The organism is Henriciella sp. (genome assembly GCF_029937755.1).
In the GTDB taxonomy this organism is placed as follows: domain Bacteria; phylum Pseudomonadota; class Alphaproteobacteria; order Caulobacterales; family Hyphomonadaceae; genus Henriciella.
In genome coordinates this window covers 175,157-194,852 of record NZ_JAPYPG010000006.1, presented here as the reverse complement: position 1 = coordinate 194,852, position 19,696 = coordinate 175,157, and the positions used below count along the sequence as shown (strand labels likewise).

The window sequence follows — 19,696 nt, the reverse complement described above, 5'->3', positions numbered from 1 at the left end:
AGGAAAAAAGCCGCCGGGCCTTGCGCCCGACGGTTTCCTGGCAGTGTTGACTTGCGAGCCTAGTATTTCACCGAGCAGCCATAAGGCTTCGACGACGCGACCTCGACCGGCTCACTGGCTTCGACGGCGGCCAGCGCCTCGCGGACATAATTGTCAGCTTTCGCGATATCCTCGACACGGGCCGAGCGGATGGAGTCGATCGCGCCGGCATAAGCAACCTGTTGGTCACCTCTGATGACGAACATGTGCGGGGTGGTCTTCGCATCGTAGAGACGGCCGATATCGCCTGACGGGTCAAGGATCACATGGTCCGGCGCAGCATCCCGCCCCTCATTGATCGCTTCGGCTTCATCACCGGAAACATGGCCCTGCTTGCCGGGCGCAGACGAGATGATCTGCAGCCAGACGACATCATCGCCAGCGGCGTCATCCACCTGAAGGCTCTGCATGTTCATCGGCGGCTCGGCATAATGCTTCTGCACGAAGGGGCAGCCATCATTGGTCCATTCCAGGACGACGGTCTTGCCGTCAAAGTCCGACAGCGACACCGTCTCGCCATCCGTTGTGGTGCCGCTGAAGTCAGGCGCCAGCGTGCCCGGCTCCGGGGCGGGCGAGGCTTCTGCGGAAAAGGCGATAAGCGCGGCCGCGCTCAGCGCGACGGCGGCGGCCATGCCGGAAGCAAGGCTAAGGTTTCTGCGGGTAAGGGTCGGCATTGGATCAGTCTCCTTGAGGGGACGGGTTACTGGTCAGGCTCGAGCGAAGCGGTCTCGAACGCGCCAAGCCTGCGCTTCAGCATGGCGGGGTTGAGCAGCGTTGGCAGGATGTCCGGCTCACTCGCCCCCGGGGCATAGAGAAGATACATCGGCACGCCCGGGCTTCCACGTTTTTTCAATTCTGCCGCAATCTCGTCATCCGGGCGAGTGAAATCCGCGACAAGGAAGCTCACATTCGCGTCAGCCATGGCATCGAGCACATCCGCCCTTGTCAATGTGGTGCGCTTGTTGACCTGGCAGGTTGCACACCAGCTCGCCGTAAAGTCCACGAAGACGCCCTTCCCCTCGGCCAGCAATTCATCCACCCGTTGCGGCGACCAGGGTTCCGGCGTGACGCTGGCATAGGACTCCGTCTGCCCCGCTTCCGGGCCCTCCTGCAGGCCCGTCAAAATCGGCCAGCCAATCGCGAGCACGGCCAGGGCTGCGCCGGCCGCCAGGACCGGCATACGGAACTTGCCACCTGAGACACTGATCAGCCAGACCCCGAAAGCGAGGATAACGGCGCCGAAAGCGGTCGCGCCGGCTGCCGGATGGTTGCCGAGCACAGTGACAAGCCAGGCCGCCGTCAGGAACATCGGGAAGGCAAAGGCCTGCTTCAGCCGCTCCATCCACGGCCCCGGCTTTGGCAGCGTGCGGTGAAGGCCGGGCACGAAGCTCAGGATGAGGAAAGGCAGCGCCAGACCGAAGCCCAGCATCAGGAAGACCGCCATGACGGTCACCGCCGGCTTGTCGAGCACAGCCCCCAGCGCGCCAACCACGAACGGACCGACACACGGCGCGCCGACAACTGCTGCCAGAACGCCGGTAAAGAAAGCGCCCGCACTGCCCCGCCTGTCGGCAAGGCCGGAGCCGACATTCTGCATAGAGGTGCCGAGATTAAAGAGGCCGAGCAGCCATAGTCCGATCAGCACCATGAGCAGGGCGAGCCCTGCCACCACGGCCGGATACTGCAGCTGGAAGCCAAGGCTCACGAACTGGCCCGCAGACCTTAGTGCCAGAAAGATGATGCCGGTCGCCGCGAAGCAGATGAGCACACCAGCCGTATACCAGAGGCCATGCGCGCGCAGATGCGCCTTCTCGCCCCGGGCCGCGGCCTGCACCATGCCGACCGCCTTGATCGACAGGACCGGCAGGACGCACGGCATCAGGTTGAGGATCAGCCCACCCAGCAGCGCAGCCGACAGCAGCAGGATCAAATTCGGTCCACTCCCGGCGCCTTCGCCTGCCCCGTTGCGGGCAGCCGGCGCGGCAATGCCGGTCGTGCCCTCCAGCGCATCGCCTTGCTCCGCCTCGATGCGCACCGCGATGCGCTCGCTCTCACCCTGGCCGATCGTGACGACGCCGGAGAGCGTCTCCGGTATGGCGTCAGCATCTGGCTTCAATGTCAGGCGCAGCCCCTCATCACCGAACTCTGACGGCTGGTCAGCAGCGTGGACAATGTCATGAGTGTCGGGGAAGAAGCGGGCGTCTCCGACCTGTCCAGCGACCTGCCCCCCCGCAAGCGACAGGATCCAGCTATCGCCCTGACGCGTCAGACGCGCTTCGCCTTCGAATTGCGGCGGCACCTTTTCAAGCGCGCCCGCAATCAGCTCGGCCCCTTCCATGTCCGGGACCTGGCTTTCACCGACATCGAGGAAGAGCTCCAGCTCGACGGATTCCGGGATGCAGATGTCCTTGCAGATCAGATAATCGAGTGTCCCGCCAAAGCGCATCGCATCTTCGGCGCTCTCCGGCAAAGTGACCGGGAATGGCAGGACAATGCGGTCGTCATAGCCATAATCCATGATCTCGCCTTCGACGACCGGGATCATATGCGGCACAGGCCATTCGATCTCACCGATCTGGTCGACAGGCAGCCCGGTTTCCTCGTCCCAGTACATCCGCGGCGGAATTCCCGCGTCGCCAGCATTCTTCCAGTAGATGTGCCAGTTCTCGTCGATCTCGAAGCTGAAGCCGAGCCAGAGGGTCTCCCCGGGTGTGGCCACCGCGCGCTCGCTGATCAGGTCAACACGGGCATGGCCGCCATCAACGGGGTCAGCATTTGCTGACGCCATACCCAGCCAGAGGGCCATCGCGGCCAGGAAAATTTTCAACCCTGTTGTCATCATTTGGTTTGTCGCATTCCCGCCAATTGTTTGCCAAGGCATATGACTGTTCCAAGCGGTTTGTGAACCACCTCGCCAAAACGTGAGCGCATCACCAGCAACCCTGTCTCCAGCCATTGCTCCCCATGGACGGCTGGAACGACGGAATCTCAATCAAGATTAACCGGATTTGTGGTCGCCGCTTATTGTGCGGGGGCAGCCCCTATTATAGCTTGTATACGAAACCGAGCGTCCGGCTCGACGCGCATATAAAGGCGCAATTCATGTCAGAACCGCTTTTTAGCTCTCTTGCCTTCGCTTTGGCCCTTGGCCTGAGTATTGTCGTCCTGCTGGCCATAAGCCGCCGATTTGGCGGCTGGTTCAGCAAACGCTGACGCGGGTCAGGCTCTGTCGTTCCCACAAGGCCAATAAAAAAGCCCCGACCAGATGGCCGGGGCTTTCATTATCTTGAGATACTGAGCAACGGGTTTCCCCGCTGACTAGATCTGCAGGTGCGGACCTTCCGAGCCACCTTGCGGCTGCGGCGGGGTCTGCGGGGCCTGCTTCTGCATGGCGCGGTTCAGCACGCGCGACCAGTTCAGCAGCGAGATGATGTGCGCATAGCAGGCGCCGAGAATGCCTTCACGGTGCAGCTGTGCCAGCTGGTCATCCGGCAGTTCATTGAGCTTCTGCTCGTCGATCGCCCAGTATTCGGCAATGCGCTGCTGGTCACCTGACGGCTGGCCTTGTGCATCGCGCGGCTGGAAGTTGGCCGACTTCTGGGTGAACAGGCCGAGCTCGGTCATGCGCTTCACGAACTGTTCCGTGCTGCGGCGCTGGCGTTCGAACTCCTGGCAGAACTCCATGGCGTTCTGCGTGTACTGGGTCGGCTGGCCGTTCTCGAAGAAGGGCACGTCCGGCTGATTGGAGACCATCGGCGCATCACGGTCGACACAGAGCAGCAGGCGCTCCTGCGACTGGTCGTTCGCGAAGACGAAGGGATAGCGGCGCGCAAAGGCCGGCACATAGAAATCGCTGGCCACGGTGCCGTCTTCGGCCACGAACAGGTTCTCGTCCTGACGGATACCCATCGCACCGATCGGGGTCTTCTCCTCACCGACGAAGATGATCGGATAGGACGTCGATGCCAGACCGAATTCATTGACCGTCAGCGGAACAGCATGCGCCTTGCCAAGGAAGGCAAATGGCTTTTCGATCTGCTTCAGGCCCAGACCGCCATGCTGCTCGGAAGACAGAGGCTGGGGATTGGAATAGAAGAGCACCTGTCCGCTAAGCGGCGATCCCTGTGCAGGCTGTGTATTTTCCACGAGGAAACTCCTGTTAACTGATCGGCACGGCTTACCGGATATGCCAAAAAGCGACAACCGGAGAACAGACATTAAACTGCGACTGTGACGAAGGTGTCATGAAGCACGCTTTTTCCACATGAGAGAATTCATGAAGCTGGACCTGAACAAGATTGTAATTTCAGGCCTTTTTTGCGCCGGCTGGCTGGGCGCCTGTTCGCCGCCGGTGAACGAGGATGGCATTGCCCGCCACACCGTTCGGGAGATCAACCAGGCCTTCCGTGATACTGCCAATACAGAGCTTGCCCTGTCCCCGGAAACCGCAACCCGTCTCGGCATGGAAGAGGCCCGGATCGGCTTTCCCTTCCATGACCGGCTGGACGACCGCTCCCAGGCCCGCTTCGAGCGGGCCCGCCTGCTGAGGCTCGAACTGCTCAGCCGCCTGAACGCAGTGCCCCCCATTCCGGGTGACAGCCAGCTGGCCCGGCATGTCGATATCATCCAGCAGGAATATCGCGACCTGACGGCGCTCGAAGCCTATGGCTATGGGCGTTACAGCCCCGGCATGGCACGGCCCTATGCGGTCGACCCGATGTCGGGCGCCTGGGTCGATGTGCCGGACCTGCTGATCTCCAGCCAGCCTCTCGCCAGCCACAAGGACGCCGAGGCCTATCTCGAACGGCTTGCCGCCCTGCCCGGCGCGATTGCCGACGAACGCCGCCGGCTTGTCTCGGATGCCGCCAATGGCATCATCCCGCCGCGCTTCGTTCTCGACCTGCTGGAAACGCGGCTTCGCGCCTTTGCCGCCCAGCCGGTCGATGCCCATCCGCTGCTGCAAACCTTTGGCAATGTCGTGGCGGGGCTGGAACCGCGTGAGGATCGCAGCGCCAATGATTACCGCCGGGCTGCGGCCGAGATTATGCTCGAAGAGGTGATCCCGGCCTATGTGACCTTCGCCAATGAGATCGCGACCCTGAAAACCGGCGCGCCCGAGGCGCCGGGCGTCTGGACACTGCCGCAAGGCGACCAGTATTACCGTGATGTGCTGGCCTATTATACGGAGCCGGACACCACGCCGGACTTCCTCCACAATGAGGGGCTGGAGGCGGTCGAGACGATCACCGCCGAACTCGACGCCGCCTTTGCCTCGATCGGGCTGACGGCGGGCAGCGTGCCGGATCGCCTGCGCCTGCTCGCGGCCTCTTCAGGACAGGTCTATGAACCGACCCCGGAGGGCCGCGAGGCCATCCTCACCCGGCTGGATGGCATTCTCGCGGATGCCGAGGTGATCATGCCGGATGTGATGAAACTGCCGCCTGAAGCCACCCTGATCATTACCCGTATGCCGGCCTATCGCGAGGCCACCTTTACCGGCGCGAGCTATGTGCCGGCCACGGCCAACGGCTCGAGCCCGGGCCTGGTCCAGATCAATCTTGCCGAAACAGCCGGCTGGCCGGACTTCTCCCTTCCCACCCTTCTCTTCCATGAGGGCGTGCCGGGCCATCATATCGAGAGCAGCCAATCGGCGTCCGAAAGCCGGTTCCCGCTGCTGCGCCAGATGATCTGGGACACCGCCTATGGCGAGGGCTGGGGCGTCTATGCCGAGGATCTGGCCGACGCCGAAGGCCTCTATGCGAGGGATGCGCTGGGCCGGATCGGCTATCTCCAGTCCATCCTGTTTCGTGCCGCGCGCCTTGTCGTGGATACCGGCATTCATTCCGACCAGTGGAGCCGACAGGAAGCCGTCGACTATCTTGTCGAGACGACGGGCCTGCCGCGCCAGGAGATGCAGGAGGAAGTGGCGCGCTATGCCGTGTGGCCGGGTCAGGCAGCATCCTATTTCTACGGCCGCCAGCGCATCCTGGATATTCGCACGCGGGCGGAAGCAGTCCTCGGCGGGCGCTTCGACGCTGCGGCGTTCAATTCGGCGGTCCTGACCGGTGGCCCCCGCCCGCTCGACATGGTCGAAGCGGACGTGGAAGCCTGGTATGGCGAATTGCTGAAACGCTAGGGTTCAGACCCAGGCGCTTACGCGGCCATACGAACGGGTGCGGGCTGAGCGCCGGAAAAAACTGGCAAAACCGGGCTCAGACCCGCTTCGAGATCGGCCAAAACAGCACGGCGCGCCTCGAAATCACTTTCTTCATGCACGAATATCGCCTTCGCGCCATAGCGGGCTGCATCTAGCTGTGCCCAAACCGGCTGGACGTCGTGCATCCGCCCGGTCATCTCGACCATGCGGATGATGCGCCAGCCATAAGTATCCGGAGCGGCAAACAGGGCGATGCCCGGCTGCCGGGCCCAGTCTGTCTCCAGTCCCCTCTCGGTAAAACTCCAGGCGCGTCCCGACCGACCACAAAAACTGACCCTTGCCATGATGTTCTCCTTCCGTTCCGATGGCCCGTATATTCTTGCTTTGTTCTCATGGCGAGTCTTTTTTGGTAAACGGAATCTTAATTTCGAAACAAGGCTCTGACTCTTCTGGGATTCTTTTTCGGGCCTCCGCCCTGCCCCGGTATTGCGCCGCATGCGCGAGCGCGAATCGTCACAATTTCGACACAGCCCTTGCCAAACCCAACCCTGAGGTCTAAATGCGCCTTTTGCTCACCCGGCCTATAAGGGTGAGGCGTGTCCCCGGGTTCTCTCTTTCCAGCCGGAAGGTCTTGAATTCGGAGCTTCGCAGGCCCACATAATGCTCATATTGAGCAAAAGCATGGAGACTGACCATGGCCAGACTGATTGATTCCGGACCGGGTTGCCCGACCCCGACACCGTTGCGCGCGCAGAGCGCTGCAGACGCGCGCGGACTGGCCTATGACGATGCCGTCAAGGCAGAGACCGACGATCTCTATCCCCTCGTCTCCGACTTCATCACCCCGATGGAGTGGCCGTCGATCGCGCCGCTTGTGGCCGAGATCAACCGCCTGAAAAAGGCCAGGAACGCCGTCATCCTCGCGCACAATTACATGACGCCGGACATCTTCCGCCTCGTCGGCGATTTTACCGGTGACTCGCTTCAGCTCGCACGCGAAGCGGCCGAGACCGATGCCGACGTCATCGTCCAGGCCGGGGTGCACTTCATGGCCGAGACCTCCAAGATTCTCGCACCGGAAAAGACCGTGCTGATCCCGAGCCTTGAAGCCGGCTGCTCGCTGGCCGCCTCGATCACCGGCCCCGATGTGCGCCTGATCAAGGAGCGCTATCCGGACTATCCGGTCGTCACCTATGTGAACACGACCGCCGACGTAAAAGCCGAGTGTGACATCACCTGCACGAGCTCCAATGCCGCGCAGGTCGTCGAGGCCATCGCCAAGGAATGGAACACCGACACGGTCATCCTCGTGCCGGACCAGTACCTTGCCAGGAATGTCGCCGCGCAGACCGATATCCGCATCATTACATGGCCGGGCGCCTGCGAAGTGCATGAGCTGTTCAATGCCGATGATGTGAGCCAGCTGCGTGAAGCCCATCCAGGCGTGATGATCCTCGCGCACCCGGAATGCCCCCCGGACGTGCTGGAAGCGGCCGACTTTGCCGGCTCCACCGCCGCGCTCGCGAATTATGTGAAGGACAACAGCCCGAACAAGGTCGTCCTGCTGACCGAGTGCTCGATGAGCGACAATGTCGCCGCCGAAAACCCCGGCGTGAACTTCGTGCGCCCGTGTAATCTCTGCCCGCACATGAAGCAGATCACACTCGAGAATATTCTCGACTGCCTGATCGAGATGAAGCACGAGGTCGAGATCGACGAAGAGGTCCGCGTGAAAGCGAAAGCCGCTATCGATGCGATGCTGAACCTGCCGAAGACCGACAGTCCGCTGGCCTTCAAGACAGGTCTCAAGCCGATGGAAATCGAGGTCATTTCGGCAGGATAACGCCTTGATCTCGCCCCTTTGACGCGGTCTTCTGGCGTCGAGAACAAAACGCCCGCCTCCCGGAGCTGTCCCGATGCGCCTTGCCCTTGCCGCCTGCCTCGCTGCCTGCCTCGCCGTCATGACGCCCGGCGCGCAGGCAACGGAAGGCGACAAGGATCCGGGCGACATCCTCGGCAACTGGACCTTCCAGACCAAGCCTTACCGCGAAGGCCAATGCGTCATGACCGGCACGATGCGCCTCACCCCGGATGCAGAGTCCGGGGTCTATGACTGCGAGCTGACCGCTGTGGAAGTCTGCTCCATGTGGGGCCGCTCGGTCGTGTTGCAGCAATGCACCGCGCGCCGCTTCGACAACCAGCTCTCCATCCGCTCGGAGATCGACCAGTTTCTGGAGTCGAAGCTCGAAGGTCTCGTCTATGTCCCGGACAATTTCGCGCTGACGATCCAGAGCACCAAACGCATGTATGGCTCGCTCGTCTCGGCTGCGACCGCGCCCGCCATCTTCATCCGCGCCGAGGAAGGCATTTCGTGATTTCGAGAGCAGCCCTCGCCCTTTCCGTTCTCATGGCCGTAACGCCGGCGGCACCGGTGCTGGCCCAGACCGATACGCTGCCTCCCAACCTCGCCGGCCTCTGGACCTTCGAGGCCGACCTCAATGATATTTGCCGCTTCAATGGCCAGGCCCGTCTCATCCCGACCGAAGATCCGCTGAACTTCGATTGCGAACTCACCGCTGAGCAGGACTGCCCGGCTGCAGGGGTGCGCTATGTCGTCGAACAGAGCTGCGCGGTCGAGATCGACGAGGACATCGCCACGGTGACCTCCACCATCGATACCTTCCTCGCAGGAGAGCCGACCGAGAATTACCTGCCAGACAATTTCCAGCTGAGAATACAGAGCGAATCCCACCTTCAAGGCGTCCTGCTGGGCAGCGGGGCCTTTCCCGCCGAATGGCGACGCGCCGAGGGCGCCATCTCATGATGAGACTGCGGGGCTGATCACATGGTAGAATTGAAACGCATCCAGTCTGCGACGCCAGCAGATGAGGACGACATACTGATCGTCGGCGCAGGCCTTGCCGGCCTGTTCCTGGCGCTGCGCCTTGCCCCGCGGCCGGTCACCGTGATCGCGCCCGCTCCGCTTGGCGAGGCCGCCTCATCGGCCTGGGCGCAGGGCGGCCTTGCTGCCGCGCTCGACCCGCTCGACAGTCCGGAAACCCATGCCAGTGATACGGTCGCCGCCGGGGCAGGCCTGGTCGATCCGGTCATTGCCCGGCTGATCGCCGAAGAAGGCCCGGCCCGCGTGCTGGACCTCATCGCGCTCGGCGTGCCCTTCGACCGCACGCCGGAAGGCGCACTTGCCCTGTCACTGGAAGCCGCCCACTCCCATCCCCGTGTCGCACGCGTGGCCGGGGATCTTGCCGGCAAGGCGATCATGGGCGCGCTGACGGCCGCGGTGAAGGATGCCGAACACATCACGCTGAAATGGCCGTATCGCGCTGTCAGCCTGTTGCAGGATGATGATGGCCGCATATCCGGCATCGTGACTGAAGACAAAGACGGACACCTCGCCCCGCTTACCGCGCGCCATACCGTGCTCTGCACGGGCGGCTCCGGCGGGCTGTTCAGGGTCACCACCAACCCCCCGCAATCGCGTGGCGACTCCATCGCCATGGCGTGGAAGGCCGGCGCCCTCATTTCCGATCCGGAATTCGTCCAGTTTCACCCCACCGCCATGGATGTCGGCCTTGATCCGGCGCCGCTGGCCACCGAAGCCCTGCGCGGTGAAGGCGCGATCCTGCGCAACCACAAGGGCGTGCCCTTCATGGCGCACTATCATGACAAGGCCGAACTCGCCCCGCGCGACGAGGTCGCCCGCGCGATCCATTCGGAGATTAGCGCCGGCAAGGGCGCCTTTCTCGACGCCACTGTCGCTGTCGGCAAGGAGTTTCCGGCCCACTTCCCCACCGTCTTTGCCGCCTGCATGGCGGCGGGCATCGACCCGCGCATCAAACCGATCCCGGTCGCCCCGGCCGCGCACTATCATATGGGCGGCGTTGTGGCCGATGCCTGGGGCAGCTCCACGCTGGAGGCCCTGTCGGTCTGCGGGGAGTGTTCCTCAACCGGTGCCCACGGGGCCAACCGGCTGGCATCGAACTCACTGCTGGAGGCGGTCGTCTTTGCCGAACGTATTGCCGAACGCCTGAAGAACACCGTTCTGACCAAGCCCGGCGCGGCTTCGGCCGAGGTCGCGCCCGACCTGCCAGCCGATGCGCTCATGACGCTGCGCTATGGCATGGCCGAGCGCTGCGGCGTTGTCCGGACCGCTGAGGGCCTGAGCGCCCTGCGCGAGGAGATCGCCACGCTGGAAGACACCCACGGCCCGGCCCGCGCGCTGGTCACCGCACAGCTCATGGTCGACGCCGCCCTCCAGCGTGAGGAAAGCCGCGGCGGGCATTTCCGTTCGGATTTCCCGGACAGCCGGCAGCTTGCCCGGCGCACCTTCCTGACGCGCGGCAACGGGCTGCATCAATGCGAGAGACCGGAATGATCCTGCCACCACCCCTGCCCGCCCCTATCCTCGATCCCATCGTCCGTCTCGCGCTGGCGGAAGACCTTGGCCGTGCGGGCGACCTGACGACCGACGCCACGATCCTGCCGGGCACCCGCATCACCGCCGAGATCCGGGCCCGCAAGCCGGGCATCCTTGCCGGCATGGACGCCGCCGCGCACTCCCTGAAGCTGATCGATGAGAGTGTAACTCTGGACCAGGCCCTGCAGGATGGCGGCAGGCTTGAGCCCGGCACGCTGATCGGGACGATGTCTGGTGATGCGCGTTCCATCCTGATGGCGGAGCGCACGATGCTGAACTTCATCGGCCGCCTGTCCGGCATTGCCACGCTGACGGCGGCCTTTGCCGAAAAAGTTCAGCATACGGATGCAACGATCGTCTGCACCCGGAAGACGACCCCTGGCCACCGGGCGCTGGAGAAACGCGCCGTGCGCTGTGGCGGCGGCACCTCGCACCGTTATGGCCTCGATGATGCGATCCTGATCAAGGACAATCATATCGCCGCCTGTGGCTCTGTCAGCGGGGCGCTGAAACGCGCGCATGACTATGCCGGACACCTGCGCATGATCGAGGTGGAGGTCGACACGCTCGACCAGCTGGAAGAGGCCCTGCCCCACAAGCCGCATGCGGTGCTGCTCGACAATATGGACAATGCCACACTGAGGAAGGCCGTCGCCATGATTGATGGCGCCTGCAAGGCCGAAGCGTCCGGTGGCGTGACCCTCGACACCGTTGCCGGTATTGCCGAGACCGGCGTCGACTACATCTCGGTGGGCGCGCTCACTCACTCTGCGTCAAACCTTGACGTCGGCCTCGACCTGCCGTGAACCTGTTTCCCGATAAGCCGCGCCATGCAAGACACGGGCGGCAAAACGGGAGGACTGGGAATTCATGGGCACTGCCACAGGCCGAAAGAGCATCTTCATCACCGGCGCCGCATCCGGCATCGGCAAGGCGACCGCCAAACTGTTTGCAGACCGCAGCTGGTTCGTTGGCCTCTATGACGTGAACGAGGACGGCCTTGCCGAAGTCGCAAAGGAGATCGGCGAGGACAATTGCGTCACCGCAAAGCTCGACGTGCGCAGCCGCGACGACTGGAAAGCCGCCATCGAACAGTTCGGCAAGGCAACCGATGGCCGGATGACGGTGCTGTTCAACAATGCCGGTGTCGGCCGGCATGGCTGGTTCGAGGAAATGACCGGCGAGGACAATGACTGGGTCGTCGACGTCAATGTGAAGGGCATCATCAATGGCGTGCAGGCCGCCCTGCCCCTGCTGCGCGCCACACCCGGCTCACGCATCGTGAACACCGCGTCCACCGCCGGCGTGTTCGGCGCGCCGAAGCTGGCTGTCTATTCCGCGACCAAATTCGCCGTGCGCGGCCTGACCGAAGCGCTTGACGTGGAGTTCTCCAATCTCGGCATCCGGGTGACCTCGCTGATGCCCTGGTTCATCGACACGCCCATCCTGGACATGGGCAAGGCCGACGGCGCCAATGAGAAGATGTCCGACATGATCCGGGAGTCCGGCCAGGACGTTTATCCCGTCGAGATCGCCGCGGAGAGGGCGTGGGATGCCGCCCATGGCAAGGACACCCACTACATGGCCGGCAAGATGGCCGAGCGCACGCGCTTCGCCGCCCGTTTCATGCCCAACCGGCTGAAAAAGACCATGATCAAGAATCTCGGGCCGCGGGAGTAGGCGCTCAGTCGTCCTTCACGCGCGCCACGGCGAGGCCATCATGGCCCTTGATGCCGACCTGCTGGAGGACGATAGCTTCAAGCTGCGGGTGGCTGGCGAGGGCCTGGTTGAAGGCGGCGGCACCAATCGCGTTCGGATCGACCTTTGACGGCTCAAGCACGGCCCCTTCACGAACGACATTATCGGCCACGATCAGGCCGCCGGGCCGCACCAGCCGGATAGCCTGTTTGAGATAGGCCGGATAGCCATCCTTGTTGGCATCCAGAAACACCATGTCGAAATGAGGGGTCAGCGTGTTCATCACGTCGAGGCCCCTGCCCTCGATGATCCGGCATGTCTTGTCGAGGCCGGCATCGACGAGTGTCTCACGGGCCACCTTCGCATGGCCGGGATCAAGTTCGATACTGATCAGCTCGCCATCGTCGGGCAAGGCGCGGCCCAGCCAGACGGTCGAATAACCGCCCAGCGTACCGACTTCGAGCATGCGCTTCGCGCCGATCATCTTCGCCAGCAGGTAGATCAGCTTCGCCTGTCCGGGCGATAGCTGGATCTCGGGCAGGCCTGCCGCGGTGGAGCGCTCGACAGCGCGTGTCAGCACCGCGTCCTCAACCGCAAACAGGCTGTTGATATAAGTGTCGACGTCCTCGAACAGGCGTCCTTCGGTCATGGAAATCCTTACGGAGCCGGGTTCAGCACGCTCAGCGAGCGGGCATTGAGGTCGTCGGTGTCCTGCGGGGTATCGACCGTCATGATGGTCGAGCTGGAATTGCTGCCACCACCGGCATTCTCACGCTTGTTACGGGCGCGCTGGGCAGCGCGTGCACTGGCCCACTCGGCGCCCCGCGGAAAGCGGTAGAAGATGTGCGTGCCGATATGCGACGTCTGGATCAGACCGGCATTCCAGACCGGGTTCACATAGGTTGCGTGATAATGGGTCGCCCCGCCGGTGCGCGGCTCTTCCAGTTTCAGCATCACATGGGCGGCGATCGTTTTCGCTTTCTCCCAGCGCGTGCCGCGCGGGCCGCGATCGAGCGCGCCATCGCAGGTGAAGGTAAACTGACACCCGGTCGTGCGGGTTGCCCCCTGATAGACCACATCACAGGCGGTGTTCGGATAACGGTGATCCTTAACGCGGTTCATGATGACTTCGGCAACCGCGATCTGGCCGGACGTCGCTTCGCTGCGGGCCTCGTAGTAAACGGCCTCGGCAAGACACTTCATCTGCCGGCTCATGTCTTCTGCGCGAGCAAGATGGATCGGGTCAAAGCTTTTCATACCGGCAAGGACGGCAGCATCACGTTCCAGACCGGCATAGCGGCTCAGCGCGCCGTCCGGGTCACGTTCAAGGGAATATTCGACGTTGCGGATCCATTCATGCTGCATCAGCCGCGGGGCCTTCGGATCCGCCCGCACAGCGTCACCGGCATCCTGGATCTCGGCAAACCGCTCGGTCTGCGCACGGGCCTCGGCCTCTGCCTGCTTCTGCAGGTTCAGCGAGGAGATCATGGGCAGCGCAACGGTCAGGCCGAGCGCGCATACCGATGCCATGCCGGCTTGCGAAACAAATTTCCGCTGCTCGGCATCCGTTTTTGCTAGCCACCAACGCGCAATTTTGCCGCGAAGGGACCTGTCCGCGAACATTCGCGGGCTCTGCGTGGTCTTCTTCAGTGACATCACCTGCCCCTTATTTCCACCAGCGTTTCCTGACACAGTAAGCATGAACCAGGCCAGTTGGCCTCGTTCATTCACTGTTCAAGCCCCGGCTTGGATTTGACTGGATAGTGAACTTACCCGGCACATAGCAACGAAAAGCGGGCTTTGAAGACTTACATTTCTGTCAGCACGGAACCCAGTCCAGCCGGCGCCGTCGGAGCGCTTCTTGTCTTTCGTACAAAAAATACAGCAGATTCAGGCTTACAGCGGGTTAAGAGCCGTAAACCATCCTCTCGCCTACAAATTACACTGTTGCGCTTGCGCAACGGTTCCAGATTACAAATTGCATAGGTGATCGGACCCTAAAGCCCGTCAACCCTAGGGTGATTATTCCTCGCCCTTTTCCAGTGCAGCATGAGCTGCGGCAAGGCGGGCGATCGGAACGCGGTAGGGCGAACACGAGACATAATCGAGTCCCAACCTGTGACAGAAAGCGACCGAGGCCGGATCTCCGCCATGCTCCCCACAGATACCCAGCTTGATGCCCGGCTTGGTTGCGCGGCCGCGGTCGGTTGCAATCTTTACGAGTTCCCCGACGCCCGTCTGGTCCAGCGTGACAAACGGGTCCTTCTCGTAAATCCCCTGCTCCTCATAGGCCTTGAGGAAGCGGGCTGCGTCATCGCGGGAAATGCCGAGCGTCGTCTGCGTGAGGTCATTCGTCCCGAAGGAGAAGAACTCGGCTGTCTTGGCGATCTCACCGGCCTGCAGCGCGGCGCGCGGCAATTCGATCATCGTGCCGACGAGGTATTCCAGCGTCGTGCCCGTCTCCTTGAAGACGGCCTGCGCGGCGCCGTCGACCTTCTCTTTCAGGATGTCGAGTTCTTTCTTCGTGCCGACGAGCGGGATCATCACTTCCGGGATCGGGCTGTAGCCGGTCTCCTTGGCCACCTGCACGGCGGCTTCGAAGATGGCGCGGGCCTGCATCTCATAGATTTCCGGATAGGTGATACCGAGACGGCAGCCACGGTGGCCGAGCATCGGATTGCTCTCATGCAGGTCGGCTGCCTGGCGCTTCAGCTTCTCGACGCTGACCCCGGCCGAGGCGGCGACTTCCGCCATCTCCTCTTCGGAGTGCGGCAGGAATTCGTGCAGCGGCGGATCGAGCAGGCGGATCGTGCAGGGCCGGTCTTCCATAATGCGAAAGATCTCGGCGAAGTCCCCGCGCTGCATCGGGAGCAGCTTGGCAAGCGCGGCTTCGCGGCCCTTCTTGTCTTCGGCCAGGATCATCGAGCGCACGACCGGGATGCGGTCGCTCTCGAAGAACATGTGCTCGGTGCGGCAGAGGCCGATGCCTTCAGCGCCGAAATTCTTCGCCGTGTCGACATCATGCGGCGTCTCGGCATTGGTGCGGACCTTGAGCTTGCGCACCTTGTCGGCCCACTCCATGAGCTTGCCGAAATCACCCGACAGGTCCGGTTTCACCATGTCGACCGCGCCGAGCAGGACTTCGCCTTCGGCCCCGTCAATGGTGACCACGTCGCCTTTCTTGAACTCGCGGCCGCCGGAGCGGAACGTGCCATTCGCCGGGTCGATCTGCAGGCCACCGGCACCGCAGACACAGGGCCGGCCCATGCCACGGGCGACAACGGCGGCGTGCGAGGTCATCCCCCCGCGTGCTGTCACGATGGCGCGCGCGGCATGCATGCCGTGAATGTCTTCCGGCGAGGTCTCGACACGCATCAGGATGACGTCTTCACCCTTTTCGGCGAGCGTGGCGGCTTCATCGGAATCGAAGACCACCTTGCCGACAGCCGCACCGGGGCTGGCCGGGAGGCCCTTGACGATCAGGTCACGCGCCGCATCCGGCGCGATGGTCGGGTGGAGCAGCTGGTCGAGCTGGCCCGGCATCAGGCGCAGGACCGCCTCTTCTTCATTGATGAGGCCCTCATCGGCCATGTCGACGGCGATCTTGAGGGCGGCAGCCGCGGTGCGTTTCCCGTTCCGGGTCTGCAGCATGTAGAGCTTGTTGTCCTCGACCGTGAACTCGATGTCCTGCATGTCGCGATAGTGGCTCTCGAGCTTGTTGGCGACGGCCACCAGCTCCTCATAGACCCGCGGCATCGCGTCTTCGAGCGGGGCTTCTTCCGAGCCGATGGCTTCGGCGCGCGAATGCGAGATCGGCGCCGGGGTACGGATGCCGGCGACGACGTCCTCACCCTGCGCGTTCACGAGAAACTCGCCATAGAAGACCTTCTCGCCGGTCGATGGGTCGCGCGTGAAGGCGACGCCGGTGGCCGAGGTCTCGCCCATATTGCCGAACACCATGGACTGGACGTTCACCGCCGTGCCCCATTCGGCCGGGATGTCGTTCAGCTTGCGGTACAGGATGGCGCGGTCGTTCATCCACGACCCGAAGACGGCGCCGATGGCACCCCAGAGCTGCTCGCGCGGATCATCCGGGAAGGGATGGCCAAGCTGCTTCTCGATGGCGGCCTTGTACTGGGAGATGATCTCCTTCCAGTCATCAGCCGTGACTTCGGTGTCGAGATTGTAGTCGTAGCGCTCTTTATAGTCGTCGAGGATGTGCTCGAACGTGTCATGCTTCATGCCGAGCACGACGTTGCAATACATCTGGATGAAGCGGCGATAGCTGTCATAGGCGAAGCGTTCGCCGGCCTTCTTGGCGAGGCCCTGCACCGTCACTTCGGAGAGACCGAGGTTGAGGACCGTATCCATCATGCCCGGCATCGAGGCGCGCGCGCCGGAGCGGACCGAGACCAGAAGCGGGTTGTCCGCATCGCCGAACGTCTTGCCGGTCTCCTTCTCGACCGCTTCCAGCGCGGCATCGACCTGCGCTTCCAGCCCGTCGGGATAGGTTTCGCCACGGTCGTAATAGGCCGTGCAGACCGCCGTCGTCAGCGTGAAGCCGGGCGGAACCGGCAGGCCGAGGCGGGCCATCTCGGCGAGGTTCGCGCCCTTGCCGCCGAGCAGGTTCTTCATGCCGGTATTGCCGTCAGCCGTGCCGCCGCCAAAGGAATAGACCCATTGTTCCTTGGTCATCGTTTCAGCGCTGTCAGCCATGATGTGAATTCTCCAGACTCGATTGTTCAGACCCCAGGCGTTCAGCCATGAGGGCGGCTTCCTCGGTGAGGCGATAGCGCCCCGGTTCGAAGGAGACCAGTAATTTCAGTTGCGGCAAACGGACCCCCAACTCTTCGCGGTCGTCCAGGCTTGCAGATTCCACGCCAAAAGCCCCGGCGATTTGCGGATCCAGCGGACGGTCCGCAATGGTCTTGTAGGTAAAGTCGCGCGTGCCAAAGTGGCGATGCAGGTCGAGCACGAAAGCGCGGTCCCGATCCGACACATCAGAGGGCGCCGGTCCATGAGCGTCGAAGATTTCGCGTGCCCGTTTCGAAGGCATCTTCACCAGACTCCAGATCCACAAGGCCAGAAGGCCGACCAGGAGCACGACAATGAGCATTCTCGGGCTCCCGCAAGATTATGCTGCCACTTTCGAAAAATCCGCCACACGATGCAAAGCGTCACGGATGGATCCCAGAATCAAGAGTCGGTTTTGCCTCAATTCCGGGCGCTCCGCGTTGACCGTTACAGCATCGAAGAAGGCATCAACAGGGGGGCGAAGCGATGATAACGCTCCCATGGCTTTTTCGAAGTCCTCCGCCTGCAGAGCAGCTTCAGCCGCGGCCACCGATTCGGTAATCGCCTCGGCGAGCGCGCGCTCTTCCTCCTGCTCGAAAAGCTTCGGATCGGGCGCGCCATCATAGGCCTTGCCGTCCTTCTTCTCTTCCGCCTTGAGGATATTCGCCGCGCGCTTGTAGCCCGCCAGCAGGTTCGCGCCATCATCGGACTCAAGGAACGCGCCCAGCGCCTCGACGCGCTTCACGATCAGGACGAGGTCATCCTCGCCAAGGGCGAAGACAGCGTCGATCAGATCATGACGCGCGCCAGCATCGCGGAGATATTGCTTGAGGCGGTCAGCGAAGAAGGCGAGGAGGTCTTGGATTACGACGCTGGTCTTCGCCCATGCCTCGTCTCCGAGTGCCAGATCACGCTCCTGATTTGCCTGCTCAATGCTTTCGAGAAGAAGCCTATTCGCTTGGTTCTCCGTCAGCACTCCAGCGTCAAAAAGCTCTTGGATCTTATCCTGTCTTTCCACTGCGCGCTGAAGAACGATGCGGACGCCTGCTCGCGCGAATGGACGGATGACTGTTGTTTGCAAACCAACCCGAACCTCATTCTCCAGAATGATCCGCACGACGCCCAGCGCGGCGCGCCGCAGCGCGAACGGGTCTTTCGAGCCGGTGGGTTTCTCGTCGATGGCCCAGAAGCCGACCAGCGTGTCGAGCTTGTCGGCCAGCGCCACAGCGATGCTCACCGGCTCTGAGGGCACGTCATCCGACGCGCCGACAGGCTTGTAGTGCTCGGCGATGGCGGTGGCGACGGCGTCCGCCTCGCCTTGCTCACGCGCATAGTAGCCGCCCATAACGCCCTGGAGTTCGGGGAACTCACCGACCATGCCGGAGACCAGATCGGCCTTGGCGAGGCGCGCGGCGCGCTCCGCCACATCCGGCTCAGCCCCGACCTTCGGCGCCAGTTCGCGCGCCAGCGCAGCGACGCGCTCCACCTTGTCGGCAATCGTGCCCAGCTCTTTCTTGAAGTCGATGGTCGAAAGCTTCTTCGCCATCTCTTCCAGCGGCATCTTGCGGTCATTGTCCCAGAAGAAGCGCGCATCATCGAGCCGCGCCGACAGCACGCGCGAATTGCCCGCCGCAATCGCCTCGCCGCCATCGGCCGCTTCGATATTCGCGACGACGACGAAGTTCGGCGCAAGATCGCCCGTCTTCGGGTCGCGCACGGCGAAATATTTCTGGTGCGTGCGCATGGAAAGCTGGATGACTTCGCTCGGCAGGGTCAGGAAGTCCGGATCCATCTCGCCCAGGATGACGACCGGCCATTCCGCCAGCCCCGTCACCTCGTCGAGCAGGCCCTTGTCCTCGACCAGTTCAAGGCCCTTTTCGAGACAGGTCACATGCGCCTGCTCATCGATCAGCAGGCGGCGATCCTCCCGCGAGAGGACGACACAGCCGTCGCTTTCCAGAACGCGCTTGTAGTCCTCGAAAGAGGTAATCTCGAACGGCCCCCGGCCCATGATGCGGTGGCCTTCGGTCTGGTTGCCAGACTTGAGACTGTCGATCTCGAAGTCGACCACCTTGCCATCGAAGACGCAGAGCACGCGCTGCAGCGGGCGCACCCAGCGCAGCTCGCCACGGCCCCAGCGCATCGATTTCGGCCAGTGAAAACCGCGCACGATCTCGGGCACCAGTTCAGCAACGATGTCTTGAAGCGGACGGCCCGGCACTTCGCGGACGGCGACATAGAAGTCGCCCTTCTTCGGGTCGCTGCGCACCTCGGCCTCGTCGATGGAGGTGAGCCCTGCCCCGCGCAGGAAGCCCTCCACGGCCTTCTCCGGCGCGCCGACTTTCGGGCCCTTCTTCTCTTCCTTCACATCGGCGGACTTCGCCGGCAGCCCCTCAACGCAGACCGCCAGGCGGCGCGGGCCCGACAGCGCCACCGCGCGCTCGAACTCGACGCCCGCCTCAGCGAGGCCTTTCTCGAGGGCGGCCTTGAGATCGGCTTCGGCCTTCGCCTGCATGCGCGCCGGGATCTCTTCGGAAAAGAGTTCGAGTAGTAGGTCTGCCATGGCGGTTCAG

General features: G+C 63.0%; 16 protein-coding genes. 7 read left to right on the top strand and 9 right to left on the bottom strand.

Translation table 11 applies throughout. The features are described from left to right. Positions 1-59 precede the first annotated feature (59 nt). From Q1K29_RS14000 to Q1K29_RS13990, 3 genes are all read right to left on the bottom strand, one after another. On the bottom strand, positions 60-713 hold the full coding sequence (locus Q1K29_RS14000) for a redoxin family protein (protein WP_300395724.1): 654 nt from the start codon (positions 711-713) through the stop codon (positions 60-62). A gap of 26 nt (positions 714-739) precedes the next feature. Then, complete coding sequence (locus Q1K29_RS13995) at positions 740-2,866, bottom strand: protein-disulfide reductase DsbD domain-containing protein (protein WP_300395723.1); 2,127 nt, start codon at positions 2,864-2,866, stop codon at positions 740-742. A gap of 491 nt (positions 2,867-3,357) precedes the next feature. Then, entirely contained in the window at positions 3,358-4,185 is an 828-nt protein-coding gene (locus Q1K29_RS13990; RefSeq protein WP_300395722.1) for a SapC family protein, read from the bottom strand. A gap of 130 nt (positions 4,186-4,315) precedes the next feature. Between Q1K29_RS13990 and Q1K29_RS13985 the strand changes: the two genes are divergently transcribed. Beyond that, on the top strand, positions 4,316-6,175 hold the full coding sequence (locus tag Q1K29_RS13985; protein WP_300395721.1) for a DUF885 family protein: 1,860 nt from the start codon (positions 4,316-4,318) through the stop codon (positions 6,173-6,175). 17 nt (positions 6,176-6,192) lie between these two features. On the opposite strand, the gene Q1K29_RS13980 is transcribed toward Q1K29_RS13985, so the two are convergent. Further along, positions 6,193-6,540, bottom strand: coding sequence for a hypothetical protein (locus Q1K29_RS13980; RefSeq protein WP_300395720.1), 348 nt, complete (start codon positions 6,538-6,540; stop codon positions 6,193-6,195). 350 nt (positions 6,541-6,890) lie between these two features. Here Q1K29_RS13980 and nadA point away from each other — a divergent pair, with 350 nt between their 5' ends. From nadA to Q1K29_RS13950, 6 genes are all read left to right on the top strand, one after another. Beyond that, on the top strand, positions 6,891-8,039 hold the full coding sequence (gene nadA / locus Q1K29_RS13975) for a quinolinate synthase NadA (protein WP_300395719.1): 1,149 nt from the start codon (positions 6,891-6,893) through the stop codon (positions 8,037-8,039). Positions 8,040-8,112: 73 nt separating this feature from the next. Continuing rightward, positions 8,113-8,571 (top strand): hypothetical protein, encoded by a 459-nt coding sequence (locus Q1K29_RS13970; protein ID WP_300395718.1) that lies wholly within the window; start codon positions 8,113-8,115, stop codon positions 8,569-8,571. Continuing rightward, a complete protein-coding gene (locus tag Q1K29_RS13965; protein WP_300395717.1) occupies positions 8,568-9,020 on the top strand; it encodes a hypothetical protein in 453 nt (150 codons plus the stop codon). The genes Q1K29_RS13970 and Q1K29_RS13965 overlap by 4 nt, the downstream gene beginning before the upstream one ends. Positions 9,021-9,041: 21 nt before the next feature. After that, positions 9,042-10,589 (top strand): L-aspartate oxidase, encoded by a 1,548-nt coding sequence (locus Q1K29_RS13960; RefSeq protein WP_300395716.1) that lies wholly within the window; start codon positions 9,042-9,044, stop codon positions 10,587-10,589. Then, a complete protein-coding gene (gene nadC, locus Q1K29_RS13955) occupies positions 10,586-11,437 on the top strand; it encodes a carboxylating nicotinate-nucleotide diphosphorylase (RefSeq protein WP_300395715.1) in 852 nt (283 codons plus the stop codon). Before Q1K29_RS13960 ends, nadC begins: the two co-directional genes overlap by 4 nt. A 64-nt stretch (positions 11,438-11,501) precedes the next feature. Beyond that, the gene (locus tag Q1K29_RS13950) at positions 11,502-12,311 is read left to right on the top strand and encodes an SDR family oxidoreductase (protein WP_300395714.1); all 810 of its coding nucleotides are present in this window, start codon (positions 11,502-11,504) and stop codon (positions 12,309-12,311) included. Between the two features lie 4 nt (positions 12,312-12,315). On the opposite strand, the gene Q1K29_RS13945 is transcribed toward Q1K29_RS13950, so the two are convergent. The 5 genes from Q1K29_RS13945 to glyS all read right to left on the bottom strand — a co-directional run bounded on the left by Q1K29_RS13945 (position 12,316) and on the right by glyS (position 19,686). Further along, positions 12,316-12,978: an O-methyltransferase gene (locus Q1K29_RS13945; protein WP_300395713.1), complete on the bottom strand. Its 663-nt coding sequence runs from the start codon at positions 12,976-12,978 to the stop codon at positions 12,316-12,318. Positions 12,979-12,986: 8 nt separating this feature from the next. Next, positions 12,987-13,985, bottom strand: a complete 999-nt coding sequence (locus Q1K29_RS13940; RefSeq protein WP_300395712.1) for a cell wall hydrolase — start codon at positions 13,983-13,985, stop codon at positions 12,987-12,989. A 366-nt stretch (positions 13,986-14,351) separates the two neighbouring features. Beyond that, the gene (gene ppdK, locus Q1K29_RS13935; RefSeq protein ID WP_300395711.1) at positions 14,352-17,045 is read right to left on the bottom strand and encodes a pyruvate, phosphate dikinase; all 2,694 of its coding nucleotides are present in this window, start codon (positions 17,043-17,045) and stop codon (positions 14,352-14,354) included. Further along, positions 17,038-17,445 carry a hypothetical protein gene (locus Q1K29_RS13930; RefSeq protein ID WP_300395710.1) on the bottom strand — a complete coding sequence of 136 codons (408 nt, stop codon included), beginning with the start codon at positions 17,443-17,445 and terminating at the stop codon, positions 17,038-17,040. The genes ppdK and Q1K29_RS13930 overlap by 8 nt, the downstream gene beginning before the upstream one ends. A gap of 18 nt (positions 17,446-17,463) precedes the next feature. After that, positions 17,464-19,686 carry a glycine--tRNA ligase subunit beta gene (gene glyS / locus Q1K29_RS13925; protein WP_300395709.1) on the bottom strand — a complete coding sequence of 741 codons (2,223 nt, stop codon included), beginning with the start codon at positions 19,684-19,686 and terminating at the stop codon, positions 17,464-17,466. Positions 19,687-19,696: the final 10 nt, after the last annotated feature.

Coding starts and splice junctions, on each gene's coding strand:
- nadC (WP_300395715.1), top strand. CDS start 10,586: ATGATCCTGCCACCACCCCTGCCCGCCCCTATCCTCGATCCCATCGTC.
- nadA (WP_300395719.1), top strand. CDS start 6,891: ATGGCCAGACTGATTGATTCCGGACCGGGTTGCCCGACCCCGACACCG.
- Q1K29_RS13940 (WP_300395712.1), bottom strand. CDS start 13,985: ATGTCACTGAAGAAGACCACGCAGAGCCCGCGAATGTTCGCGGACAGG.
- Q1K29_RS13930 (WP_300395710.1), bottom strand. CDS start 17,445: ATGCTCATTGTCGTGCTCCTGGTCGGCCTTCTGGCCTTGTGGATCTGG.
- Q1K29_RS14000 (WP_300395724.1), bottom strand. CDS start 713: ATGCCGACCCTTACCCGCAGAAACCTTAGCCTTGCTTCCGGCATGGCC.
- Q1K29_RS13970 (WP_300395718.1), top strand. CDS start 8,113: ATGCGCCTTGCCCTTGCCGCCTGCCTCGCTGCCTGCCTCGCCGTCATG.
- Q1K29_RS13960 (WP_300395716.1), top strand. CDS start 9,042: ATGGTAGAATTGAAACGCATCCAGTCTGCGACGCCAGCAGATGAGGAC.
- glyS (WP_300395709.1), bottom strand. CDS start 19,686: ATGGCAGACCTACTACTCGAACTCTTTTCCGAAGAGATCCCGGCGCGC.
- ppdK (WP_300395711.1), bottom strand. CDS start 17,045: ATGGCTGACAGCGCTGAAACGATGACCAAGGAACAATGGGTCTATTCC.
- Q1K29_RS13950 (WP_300395714.1), top strand. CDS start 11,502: ATGGGCACTGCCACAGGCCGAAAGAGCATCTTCATCACCGGCGCCGCA.
- Q1K29_RS13945 (WP_300395713.1), bottom strand. CDS start 12,978: ATGACCGAAGGACGCCTGTTCGAGGACGTCGACACTTATATCAACAGC.
- Q1K29_RS13980 (WP_300395720.1), bottom strand. CDS start 6,540: ATGGCAAGGGTCAGTTTTTGTGGTCGGTCGGGACGCGCCTGGAGTTTT.
- Q1K29_RS13985 (WP_300395721.1), top strand. CDS start 4,316: ATGAAGCTGGACCTGAACAAGATTGTAATTTCAGGCCTTTTTTGCGCC.